General features: G+C 67.6%; 8 protein-coding genes. 6 read left to right on the top strand and 2 right to left on the bottom strand.

Features of this window, described 5'->3' with window-relative positions; translation table 11 throughout:
* Window positions 1-117: 117 nt before the first annotated feature.
* Together AC3AP7_RS27795 and AC3AP7_RS27790 are read right to left on the bottom strand one after the other, a co-directional pair.
* On the bottom strand, window positions 118-1,254 hold the full coding sequence (locus tag AC3AP7_RS27795) for a porin (protein ID WP_487363510.1): 1,137 nt from the start codon (window positions 1,252-1,254) through the stop codon (window positions 118-120).
* 346 nt (window positions 1,255-1,600) lie between these two features.
* A complete protein-coding gene (locus tag AC3AP7_RS27790; protein WP_487363509.1) occupies window positions 1,601-2,998 on the bottom strand; it encodes a YihY/virulence factor BrkB family protein in 1,398 nt (465 codons plus the stop codon).
* Window positions 2,999-3,224: 226 nt separating this feature from the next.
* Here AC3AP7_RS27790 and fdnG point away from each other — a divergent pair, with 226 nt between their 5' ends.
* The 6 genes from fdnG (at window position 3,225) to selB (ending at window position 12,456) form a co-directional block, all read left to right on the top strand.
* Entirely contained in the window at window positions 3,225-6,296 is a 3,072-nt protein-coding gene (gene fdnG, locus AC3AP7_RS27785; protein WP_487363508.1) for a formate dehydrogenase-N subunit alpha, read from the top strand.
* 17 nt (window positions 6,297-6,313) lie between these two features.
* Entirely contained in the window at window positions 6,314-7,249 is a 936-nt protein-coding gene (fdxH, locus tag AC3AP7_RS27780; RefSeq protein WP_487363507.1) for a formate dehydrogenase subunit beta, read from the top strand.
* Window positions 7,236-7,862 (top strand): formate dehydrogenase subunit gamma, encoded by a 627-nt coding sequence (locus AC3AP7_RS27775; protein WP_487363506.1) that lies wholly within the window; start codon window positions 7,236-7,238, stop codon window positions 7,860-7,862. The genes fdxH and AC3AP7_RS27775 overlap by 14 nt, the downstream gene beginning before the upstream one ends.
* Before the next feature lie 267 nt (window positions 7,863-8,129).
* Window positions 8,130-9,065 (top strand): formate dehydrogenase accessory protein FdhE, encoded by a 936-nt coding sequence (gene fdhE / locus AC3AP7_RS27770; RefSeq protein ID WP_487363505.1) that lies wholly within the window; start codon window positions 8,130-8,132, stop codon window positions 9,063-9,065.
* Window positions 9,066-9,070: 5 nt separating this feature from the next.
* Window positions 9,071-10,537, top strand: coding sequence for an L-seryl-tRNA(Sec) selenium transferase (gene selA / locus AC3AP7_RS27765; protein ID WP_487363504.1), 1,467 nt, complete (start codon window positions 9,071-9,073; stop codon window positions 10,535-10,537).
* Entirely contained in the window at window positions 10,534-12,456 is a 1,923-nt protein-coding gene (gene selB / locus AC3AP7_RS27760) for a selenocysteine-specific translation elongation factor (RefSeq protein WP_487363503.1), read from the top strand. Before selA ends, selB begins: the two co-directional genes overlap by 4 nt.
* Window positions 12,457-12,461 lie beyond the last annotated feature (5 nt).

The raw sequence follows: 12,461 nt of genomic DNA, 5'->3' as shown, positions 1-12,461 counted from the left end.
GGCGCGCCCTGTCGCGCCGCATGTTCACGCACAAAAGAAAAAACCCGCTGCCGGCGGTCGGCCGGCAGCGGGTTTCGGGGCGCGGCCGCGTCGCGTCGACGCGGCTGGCCCGTTCGATCAGAACTTGTGGCGCATGCCGAAGCTGACGATCTCTTGCGAGTTCGAGTTCGACGGGTACGCGTAGTCTGCGACGGTCGCCGTCACGCCCGTGCCGGATGCGCGCTGGTACGCGCCGACCAGGTAGATGTCGGTGCGCTTCGACAGGTTGTAGTCGCCGCCGAGCGAGATCTGGTTGTACGACGCCGACGGACCGTTGCCCGAGCCATGCGTGAACGTGTAGCCGAGACCGAGCAGCGCAGCCGGCGTCAGCTGGTAGTTCACGAAGCCGGCGCCGACGTTGTACTTCTCGGTCGAACCGAAGCTCGACAGCGCATCAGGCTTGTATTGCGCGTTGCTGTAACGCAGGCCGGCCGTGACCGGGCCGACCACGTACTGGGCCGCCACCGAAGCGATGCCCACCGACTTCGCCGACGCGTACGGCACGTTGATCGAATCGAACGTGGCGCCCGAGGTGGCGCTCGAAGCCCAGCCGCCGTCGCGGGCCGTGGCCGTGTTCGCGTTGTCCATCCGGATGTAGCCTGCCGCGACGCCGAGCGGGCCGTTCGTGTAGCTTGCCGCCAGCGACCAGGTCTGACCCGAGCCGGTCGAGCCGGCCACGCCGCCGAGCGCGTACATGGCTTCGGCCTGGAAGCCCGAGTACGTCTGCGTCGTGTACTTGATCGCGCTGTTGGTGCGCGAGCTGTTGTCGTTGTTGTCGACGTCGCCCGGGGTCGTGAAGGTCGAGCCCCAGTAGTTGTCGGCCGTGAACTGCTGGACCTGGTCGACGACCGGGTCGTACTGGCGGCCGAGCGTGACCGTGCCGAACTGGTCGCTCGCGAGGCCGACGAACGCCTGGCGGCCGAACATCAGGCTACCCTGGCCGAGCTTGCCGGTGTTCGGATCAAAGCCGTTTTCCAACTGGAAGATTGCCTTCAGGCCGCCGCCCAGGTCTTCCGTGCCCTTCATGCCGAAGCGGTTGCCCTGAAGGTTGCCCGAAACCATCCCGATGAAGTCATGGTTCTGCGCGTCGGCGTTGTGCACGTACTGGATCGAATCGTCGAGCACGCCGTACAGCGTCACGCTGCTTTGCGCCTGCGCGGCGCCGGCTGCGCCGAGCAGCGCCAGCGAGAGGGTAGACAGAGCAATTTTCTTCATACGTTTCTCCACGCAATGGTTTGTTTGGTTGTTGCGGAACGGAGAATAACGCGGGCTCGGTAGCGGAAAGAAATGAAAAAAAAGACGTGTCTCGTAAACGGTACACCGGGCTGTCACGCCTGTCTGTCAAGGCTTCGTATGATTATTTCTGATTTGGCAATTATTTTTTGAACAATTTCATTATTGTTGTTTTGTTGATGGCGTTCCGGTTCAAACACTTGATCAAAAGCGACAAACCGAAAGCAAAATGCAATGTTCTTGTCTAGTCTTTTTCCAGGAATGGGTTAGCCGGCTCGATACGCGCGCCGGCGTCCCGATGACGCAGGGACTGGACAGACGGGGCCACTTATGTGCAATTTCGGCGGCCGTCTGTTTGATGCGTTGACGGCTTGCGGGGCGCGCGTGCCGCCGGTTCCGTTCCCGCAGGCGTCGCGGCGGCGCGGCTGCGGCGCCGTCCGGTCAGCGCGGTGACGGCGAGCGCAGTGGCCGCCGCGAGCAGCACGGACTCCCACGGATGACGCCGTACATAGCGGTCCGCCGCCACGGCCTTGCGGCCGGTCTGGCGCAGCGTCTTCGCGGCCGCGCGGGTCGCCTGGGTTTGCGCACGAAGCGCGGCGACCCCCAGCGCGTTGAGCGCGCGCGCATCGACGGATGCCGTCGACGGCCCGCTGCGCGCCGTTGAGGCGCGCGCCGCGCGCGCATCGACGGGCGCCGCGGTCTGCGCGCGACCGGGCTCCGTCAACGGTTTCGCGGCGCCGTCCGCCTGCGGTGGCGGCGTGGCGTGCGACTCGCGTGTCGACACCGCGAGCAGCGACGCAAGCTTGACGCGGCTGCCGGGCGGCGGCGCGTCCGGATGCCCCCACGCGCCGCGCGGATCCTGAAGGCGTGCGCGTGCTGCCGAGAACTCCGCGCCGAGCAGCAGGACGGCGGCCGAGAAGTACAGCCACATCAGCAAGACCGCCAGCGAGCCGGCCGCGCCGAACGAGTTCGCCATGCCGGCATGCGCGAGGTAGAGCGCGAAGAGCTTTTTCCCCGCGGAGAACAGCACCGCCGCGACCGCGCCGCCCACCAGCGCGTCGTGCCAGCGCACCGGCGCGTCCGGCAGGAACTTCAGCAGCGCGGCAAACGCGAACGCGAGCACCAGCAATCCCGCGAACAGCTGCAGCAGGTTGCCGATCACCACGTAAGGCGAGTGCGCCCACAGCCACTGGCCCACGAACGTGATCACGGTATCGAGCACGAGCGACACGATCAGCAGGAACGCGACGCCGAGCACGAGGCCGAACGAGATCAGCCTCACCCGCACCAGCGCGAGCATGTTCGACGCGCGCGGCTGCGTGAGCGGCCATACGACATTCAGCGCATTGTTCAGCGAGGCGAAGGTGGCCGATGCGCCGACCGCGAGCAGCACGAACGAGATGATCGCCGCGATCCCGCCGGCGCTGCCCGCATGGCGCGCGTTCTCGACGATCGTCTGCACGCCGGTGGCGGCCTCGTCGCCGAGCAGCCCGTGGATGTGCGCGAACAGTTCGCCGCGCGCGGCTTGCGCGCCGAAAAACCAGCCGGCGACGGCGATCACCATCACGAGCGTTGGCGCAAGCGAAAACGCCGCATAGAATGCGATGCCGGCGGCGAGCGCCGCGCAGCGGTTCCCGGCGAACTGGCGAAACGCGCCGACGACCCACGACGCCTGGCGGCGCGCGGCCTGGTGCAGCTTGCCGGCGCGAAGCATGTCGATGTCCATAAGGCCTCTTGACGAAAGCGCGATGCGCGATGCATGCCGCAACGTTCGCCGCAGCGGCTGCGCGACGACTTCGTGCACCGCAGCAGGCATGGGTAGCAAACACTATACCGCGGACAGCATCGAGTCAGGGTATGTCCGATGGGTCAGCCTTCTCCCCGTTATAACGAGATATGGGAAACGTCTTATACTGATCAGTACCCCACAACTTTAATGGCCGAGGGCGATCATGCTGCATATGTCCCGGCGTCAGTTCCTGAAGGTCACGGCGTCCACGCTGGCGGGATCGAGTCTGGCCCTGATGGGCTTCTCCGCCGACACCGCGCTCGCCGAAGTCCGACAGTACAAACTGACGCGAACCACCGAAACGCGCAACACCTGCCCCTACTGCTCGGTTGGCTGCGGCATCCTGATGTACGGCCTCGGCGACGGTGCGAAGAACGCGACGGCCAGCATCATCCATATCGAAGGCGATCCGGACCATCCGGTCAACCGGGGCACGCTGTGCCCGAAGGGTGCGAGCCTGATCGACTTCATCCACAGCCCGGCGCGGCAGCAGTTTCCGGAGTATCGCGCAGCCGGCTCCGACCAGTGGCAGCGGCTGTCGTGGGACGACGCGCTCGAGCGCATCGCGAAGCTGATGAAGGCCGACCGCGACGCGAATTTCGTCGCGACCACGGCGGACGGCAAGACCGTCAACCGCTGGCTGACCACCGGCATGCTGGCGGCGTCGGCCGCGAGCAACGAGGTCGGCTATCTGACGCACAAGACCGTGCGCAGCATGGGGATGCTCGCGTTCGACAACCAGGCACGTGTCTGACACGGCCCGACGGTGGCAGGTCTTGCCCCGACGTTTGGCCGTGGCGCGATGACGAACCATTGGGTCGACATCAAGAACGCGGATGTGATTCTGGTGATGGGCGGCAATGCCGCCGAGGCGCACCCGTGCGGCTTCAAGTGGGTCGCCGAGGCGAAGGCGCACCGCAAGGCGCGCCTGATCGTCGTGGACCCGCGCTTCACGCGCACGGCGTCGGTCGCGGACTTCTACGCGCCGATCCGCACCGGCACGGATATCGTCTTCCTCGGCGGGGTCATCCATTACCTGCTGACGAACGACCGGATCCAGCACGAGTACGTGAAGAACTACACGGACATGCCGTTCATCGTCCGGTCCGACTTTGCGTTCAACGACGGTATCTACTCCGGCTACGACCCGCAGAAGCACGCCTACCCGGACCGCACGTCGTGGGACTACGAGCGCGGCGACGACGGCTTCGTGAAGGTCGACCCGACGCTGCAGGATCCGCGCTGCGTCTATCGCCTGCTCAGGCAGCATTACGCGCGCTACACGCCGGAGATGGTCGAGCGGATCTGCGGCACGCCGAAGGACGCATTCCTGAAGGTCTGCGAGATGCTGGCGTCCACCGCGGTGCCCGACCGCGCCGCAACGGTGCTGTACGCGCTCGGCTGGACTCATCATTCGGTCGGCGCGCAGATGATCCGCACCGGGGCGATGGTGCAGCTGCTGCTCGGCAACATCGGCATTGCCGGCGGCGGCATGAACGCGCTGCGCGGCCACTCGAACATCCAGGGGCTCACCGACCTCGGCCTGATGTCGAACCTGCTGCCGGGCTACATGACGCTGCCGATGGAAGCCGAGCAGGACTACACCGCGTACGTCGCGGCGCGCGCACAGCAGCCGCTGCGCCCCAACCAGCTGAGCTACTGGAAAAACTACGGCGCGTTCTTCGTGAGCTTCATGAAGTCGTGGTGGGGCGACGCCGCAACCGCGGACAACCACTGGGGCTACGACTGGCTGCCGAAGCTCGACAAGCCCTACGACCTGCTGCAGGCGGTCGAGCTGATGGACCAGGGCAAGATGAACGGCTACATCTGCCAGGGCTTCAACGTGCTCGCGTCGTCGCCGAACAAGGCGAAGACCGCCGCCGCGCTCGGCAAGCTGAAGTGGCTCGTGGTCATGGACCCGCTCGCCATCGAAACCTCCGAGTTCTGGAAGAATCACGGCGACTACAACGACGTCGACGCATCGAAGATCCAGACAGAGGTGTTTCGCCTGCCCACCACGTGCTTTGCCGAGGAGCGCGGCTCGCTCGTCAGTTCGAGCCGCGTGCTGCAATGGCACTGGCAGGGCGCCGACGCGCCCGGCGAGGCGCGCAGCGATCTCGAGATCATGTCGGGCTTGTTCCTGCGCATGCGCAGCGCCTATCAGAAGGAAGGCGGCGCGTTCCCCGACCCGATCGTCAAGCTGAGCTGGCCGTATGCGAATCCGGCGAGCCCGACGCCCGAAGAACTGGCGATGGAGTACAACGGCCGGGCGCTCGCTGACCAGACCGATCCGAAGGACGCCACGAAGGTGCTGGTGAAGAAGGGCGAGCAGCTCTCCGGCTTCGCTCAGCTGAAGGACGACGGCACCACCGCGAGCGGCTGCTGGATCTTCTGCGGCGCGTGGACGCCGGCTGGCAACCAGATGGGGCGGCGCGACAACTCGGACCCGACCGGCATCGGCCAGACGCTGAACTGGGCGTGGGCCTGGCCGGCCAATCGCCGCGTGCTGTACAACCGCGCGTCATGCGACACGAACGGCAAGCCGTTCGATCCGACCCGCAAGCTGATCGGGTGGAACGGCGCTACCTGGAGCGGCGCGGACATTCCCGACTACAAGGTCGACGAGCCGCCCGCGGACGGCATGGGGCCGTTCATCATGAACCCGGAAGGCGTGGCGCGCTTTTTCGCGCGTAACCAGATGAACGAGGGGCCGTTCCCCGAGCACTACGAGCCGTTCGAGAACCCGCTCGGCTACAACCCGCTGCATCCGAAGAACCCGCTCGCGACCAGCAATCCGGCCGCGCGCGTGTTCGCGGACGACCGCGCGGCGTTCGGCAAGCCCGATGCGTTCCCGCACACGGGCACGACTTACCGGATCACCGAGCATTTCCACTTCTGGACGAAGCACGCGCGGCTGAACGCGATCATCCAGCCGCAGCAGTTCGTCGAGATCGGCGAGGATCTGGCGAAGGAGATCGGCGTCGTCGCGGGCGACCGCGTCAAGGTGTCGTCCAATCGCGGGTATCTGATCGCGGTCGCGGTGGTGACCAAACGCATCCGCCCGCTGATGATCGACGGCCGGAAGGTCCAGACGGTCGGCGTGCCGCTGCACTGGGGCTTCAAAGGCCTGACCAGGCCGGGATATCTGACCAACACGTTGACACCCGTCGTGGGCGACGCCAATTCGCAGACGCCGGAATTCAAGTCGTTCCTCGTGAAAGTCGAGAAGGCATAAGGGGGCGCGAGAACACCATGGCACTGCAATCACTGGATATCCGGCGCGTGTCGGCGACCACCGTGCCGCCGCCGGGCGTGCGCGAGCCGGTCACCGGCGCGGTCGCGAAGCTGATCGATGTCAGCAAGTGCATCGGCTGCAAGGCGTGTCAGACCGCGTGCATGGAGTGGAACGACCTGCGCGACGAAATCGGCACCAACCACGGCGTGTACGACAACCCGATGGACCTGACCGAGCATTCGTGGACCGTGATGCGCTTCGCGGAGTACGAAAACCCGAACGGCAACCTCGAATGGCTGATCCGCAAGGACGGCTGCATGCATTGCGAGGATCCGGGCTGCCTGAAGGCGTGTCCGTCGCCGGGGGCGATCGTTCAGTACACGAACGGCATCGTCGACTTTCATGAAGAAAACTGCATCGGCTGCGGGTATTGCGTGACGGGCTGCCCGTTCAACGTGCCGCGCATCTCGAAGAAGGATCATCGCGCGTACAAGTGCACGCTGTGTTCGGACCGCGTCGCGGTCGGCCAGGAGCCGGCCTGCGTGAAAACCTGCCCGACCGGCGCGATCGTGTTCGGCACGAAGGAAGACATGAAGCAGCACGCCGTCGAGCGCATCGCGGATCTGCAGGAGCGCGGCTTCGTGCACGCGGGCCTCTACGATCCGCCGGGCGTCGGCGGCACGCACGTGATGTACGTGCTGCATCATGCGGACCAGCCGTCGCTCTATCACGGGCTGCCCGACAACCCGCGCGTGAGCCCGCTCGTGCGGCTGTGGAAGGGACTCGCGAAGCCGCTGGCGGTCGCGGGCATCGCGGTCGCGGCGCTCGCCGGCTTTTTCCACTACACGCGCGTCGGCCCGAACGAAGTGAGCGACGAAGACGAGCGCGCCGCGCAGGACGAAGCGCGGCGTCTGCGCGGCGCGCGCGAGGAGAATCGACATGAATCCCCCTGACCCGAATCGCCTCGTGCGCTACACGGCGAACGAGCGGACCAATCACTGGATCACGGCCATTACGTTCGTGCTGCTCGCGCTGTCGGGGCTTGCCCTGTTCCACCCGTCGCTGTTCTGGCTCACCGCGCTGTTCGGCGGCGGGCAGTGGACGCGCATTTTGCATCCGTTCGTCGGCGTCGTGATGTTCGTGTCGTTCCTGATCCTCGCGGTGCGCTTCTGGCATCACAATTATCTGGACCGCGACGACGTGCAGTGGCTGCGCCAGATCGGCGACGTGCTTGCCAACCGCGAAGACCGGCTGCCCGAGATCGGACGCTACAACGCCGGACAGAAGCTGCTGTTCTTCACGATGGTGCTCTGCCTGATCCTGCTGCTTGCGAGCGGAATCGTGATCTGGCGCCGGTATTTCTCGTTCTACTTCCCGATCGGCGTGATCCGTCTCGCCGCGGTCGTGCACGCGGCGGCCGCGTTCGTGCTGATCGTCGGCATCGTCGTGCATATTTACGCGGCGATCTGGATCAAGGGCTCGGTCGGCGCGATGGTGCGCGGCACCGTCACGCTCGGCTGGGCGCGCAAGCATCATCCGAAGTGGTTTCGCGAGAGCGTCAAGTGACCGCGTGCCGCGTGCGGCTGCCGCCGTCGTCGGCTGCACCCGCCTGAGCCTCGACACGCACACCAGATGCGGTATGCTCGTATCCGATGACGACGCTGGTCATCGGGCGGGCATCGCTGCATGCATGTCCCCGGCCTGCGCACAATGACCGTCGTCCGTCTGCGTGACCGATACGCTCCCGGCAAGCCGCCGGGCATGGGCGGCGCGGGCCGATCGCACGGCGCCCCCGGCCGCGCGGCAAACGAGTCCCGCAAAAAGGAACCCGACGTGGTAGACAAGATTCTGGATCCGGCGCAGATCGAAGCGCTCGATCATTCCGCGATTCCCCGCATCCGGCTGCCGGAGCGCACGGCGCTGTTCGCCGCGCGCGCGGCGCGCTTGCGCCAGCTGGCCGGGCATCATCCGATCGGCGGCTATATCCGGCTGATGGCATCGGTGGCGGACGCGCAGCATGCGCTGCTCGCGAGCTTTGCGGCGCAGCCGCCCGCGCCCGGGGCGATCGAGCGGGCGCAGCGCCATGCGATGCCGCTGGTTTCCGCGCAGGCCTCCGACGCGCGCGACCCCGCATGGCGCGACGTGCTGCTGACGCTGCTCGACCGCGTCGAAGCCGCCGGCGCGGTGACGCCGGCGCTCGCGCGCATACTCGACGCGCTGCGGCTCAAGACGCCGGATCAGCTGGATGCACAGGCCGACGCCATACTCGCGCAGCGCTACAGCGAGGTCGAGCCGGCCGGCGCGCCGTTCCTGATGGCGGCGCTGCAGATCGTCTGGACCGATCTCGCGAGCCGGCTCGACCCGCGCGCGGTGCCTTATCTCGACACGCCGGGCGTTTGCCCCGTCTGCGGCAGCCTGCCGGTGGCAAGCATCGTGCGGGTGGGCGGGCAGCAGGAGGGCTATCGCTATCTGCAATGCGGACTGTGCGCGACCGAGTGGCACATGGTGCGGGTCAAGTGCTCGAACTGCGATTCGACCAAGGGCATCGCCTATCACGGCCTCGAAGGCGGCAACGAAGCGCTCAAGGCCGAATCGTGCGACGAATGCCATACCTATCGCAAGATCGGCTATCAGCAAAAGGATCTGGAGATCGAACCGCTCGCGGACGATCTCGCGAGCCTCACGCTCGACCTGCTGATGAACGAAGCCGGCTATCGGCGCAGCGCACCCAATCCGCTGCTCTGGCCGGAAGTGCCGTCGGATACCTGAGCGGAATGAACGACGTGAGCGAAGTGCCGGATCTCGAACGCAACGCATTGCTCGCGCGCCTGCCGGCGGTGGAGCGGCTGCTGTCGGCGGCCGCGATGCAGCCGCTCGTCGGCGTCCACGGGCGCGCCCAGGTCACCGCGGCCGTGCGCGCGACACTCGATGCGGTGCGCGGCGAACTGCTGGCGTCGGCGAGTGCGCGCGACGCGCATGCGGCGAGCGCGGCCGTTGCGGCATGCGACGAGGCGCGCCTCGTCGAACGGGTCGCGGCGGAACTCGCGCGGCGCACGCAAAGCCGCTTGCGCCCGGTGTTCAATCTGACGGGCACGGTGCTGCACACGAACCTGGGCCGCGCGCTGTTGCCGGACGAAGCGGTGCGGGCGGTGGTCGAGGTGCTCACGCGTCCGGCGAATCTCGAGTTCGACCTCGCGCGCGGCGCGCGCGGCGATCGCGACGACCTGATCGACGACCTGATCTGCGAGCTGACCGGCGCGCAAGCCGCCACGGTCGTGAACAATAACGCGGCGGCCGTGCTGCTGAGCCTTGCCGCGCTGGCGGCCCGGAAAGAGGTGATCGTGTCGCGCGGCGAGCTGGTCGAGATCGGCGGCTCGTTCCGCATTCCCGACATCATGTCGCGCGCCGGCGCGAAGCTGCGCGAGGTCGGCACGACCAATCGCACGCACCTGTCCGATTACGAGAGCGCGATCGGCCCGCGCACCGCGCTGCTGATGAAGGTGCATTGCAGCAACTATGCGGTGAGCGGCTTCACGAAGAGCGTCGAGCTTGCCGAACTGGCTGCGCTTGGCCAGCGTCACGGCTTGCCGGTCGTGGTCGATCTGGGCAGCGGCACGCTCGTCGATCTGGCGCAGTGGGGGCTGCCGCGCGAGCCGACCGTGCGCGAATCGATTGCCGCCGGCGCGGATCTCGTCACGTTCAGCGGCGACAAGCTGCTGGGCGGCCCGCAGGCGGGGCTGATCGTCGGGCGGGCGGATCTGGTCCGCGCGATCAAGCGGCATCCGCTCAAGCGCGCGCTGCGCGTCGGCAAGCTGACGCTGGCCGCGCTCGAACCGGTCTTGCGGCTCTATCAGGCGCCCGAGTTCCTGCGCGAGCGGCTGACCACGCTGCGCCTCCTGACGCGTCCCGCGGCGGAGATACGCGCCGTGGCCGAACGCGTGATGCCGGTCCTGCAGCGCGCGCTCGGCGATGCGTACCACGTTGGCGCCGAACCGATGTTCAGCCAGATCGGCAGCGGCGCGCTGCCGGTCGACCAGTTGCCGAGCCTCGGACTCGTCGTGCGCGGGGCCACGGGCAAACCGGGCGGGCGTGCGCTGCTGAAGCTCGAAGCGACATTGCGCGGGTGGCCGCGCCCGGTGCTCGGCCGCATCGCCGACGGCGCGCTGCGCCTCGATCTGCGCTGTCTCGAAGCCGCCGACGAAGCCGCGTTCATCGCGCAGTGCGAGCGTGTGCGGGCATGATCGTCGGGACCGCGGGGCATATCGATCACGGCAAGACGACGCTGGTGCGCGCGCTGACCGGCGTCGACACCGACCGGCTCAAGGAAGAGAAGGCGCGCGGCATCTCCATTGAACTCGGCTACGCGTACGTGCCGCTCGAAAACGGCGACGTGCTCGGAATGATCGACGTGCCGGGCCACGAGAAGCTCGTTCATACGATGACGGCGGGCGCATCGGGCATCGACTTCGCGCTGCTCGTGATCGCCGCCGACGACGGCATCATGCCGCAGACGCGCGAGCATCTCGCGATCCTGCAACTGCTCGGCGTCACGCATGGCGCGATTGCACTGACGAAAACGGATCGCGTCGACGCGCAGCGCACCGCACAGGTGCGCGCGGACATTGCCGCGTGGCTCGCGGCGACACCGTTTGCCGGCGCGCCGCTGTTCGAGACGAACGCGACGCGGGCCGACGACCCGGGCGTCGCCGCGCTGAACGCGTGCCTGCGCGAGACCGCTTCGCGCTGGCAGGCCCGTCGCGACGACGGGCTCTTTCGTCTTGCGATCGACCGCGTCTTCACGCTCGCGGGTCAGGGAACGATCGTCACCGGCACGGTGTGCGCCGGCCGGGTCAGCGCGGGCGATGCGCTGTGGCTGGCGCCGGCCGGCATGGCGGTGCGCGTGCGCAGCGTGCACGCGCAAAACCGTCCGGCGCAGACCGGGCGGGCGGGCGAGCGCTGCGCGTTGAATCTGGCCGGAATCGGCAAGGACGAGATCGCGCGGGGCGACTGGATTGTCGATCCGCGGCTCGCCGCCAGTTCGCCGCGGCTCGACGTCGAACTCGCGCTGCTGCCGCAAGCGGGGGTCACGCTGCAGCACTGGACGCCACTGCATGTGCACCTCGGCACCACGCACCGGGTCGCGCATGTGGCGCTGCTCGACGGCGATACGCTCGTTGCCGGCGAGGTCGCGCGCGTGCAACTGGTCTTCGACGCGCCGGTGTGTGCGTTGCCGGGCGACCGTCTGATCGCGCGCAACGCGCAAGCGGACCGGACGATCGGCGGCGGCCGCGTGCTCGATCCGTTCGGCCCCGCGCGCAAGCGGCGCACGCCCCAGCGTCGTGCATGGCTCGACGCGTTGTGCGCGTGGTTCGAGCGCGGCACGCTCGAACCGCTGCTCGAACAGGCGCCGCAGGGCCTGTCGCGTGCAGTGCTGATGCAACTGACCGGCTTGCCGTCGCACGCGCTGGCCGTGCCGGCCGGCGCGTTGCAGATCGCACCGCCGGGCAGCGCGGACGACGAGGGCGTCATCATCCTGCGTGCACACTGGGCGCAACTGTGCGCGCGCGTCGTCGATGCGCTGCAGGCGTTTCATACGCGTGCGCCCGACGAGCAGGGGCCGGATGCCGCGCGGCTGCGGCGCATCGCGGCGCCGCTGCTGGCGCCGCCGCTGTGGCGCGCGCTGATCGACGCGCTCGCGGCCGACGGCGCGATCACGCGAAGCGGTCCGTGGCTGCATCTGCCCGCGCATACGGTGTCGCTCGATACGGCGGAGCAGGCGCTTGCCGCGCGCCTGTTGCCGCACGTTGCGCAGGGCCGCTTCGATCCGCCGTGGGTGCGCGATCTGGCCGAAATTGAACAGGAATCCGAAGAACGCGTGCGACAACTGCTGCGCAAGCTGGCGCGGCAGGGCGAAGCGTTTCAGGTGGTGCGCGACCTGTTCTATCATCGCGACGTCGTGCGCGAACTCGCGATGCTCGTTGCGACGCTCGCCGCGCAGCAGGGTGGCGCGCTGGGTACGTCCGCGTTTCGCGACGCTAGCGGACTCGGCCGCAAACGGGCCATCCAGATTTTGGAGTTCTTCGATCGCGTTGGGTATACTCGCTTCCATCGCGAGCGGCGTTTTCTGAGGCCCGACAGCCGTCTGCTCGACGGCCTCTGACACAG

Source organism: Paraburkholderia sp. PAMB 6770 (genome assembly GCF_057748135.1).
The sequence above is the reverse complement of the archived record's forward strand: the minus strand, read 5'-3'. Positions and strand labels throughout refer to the sequence as shown.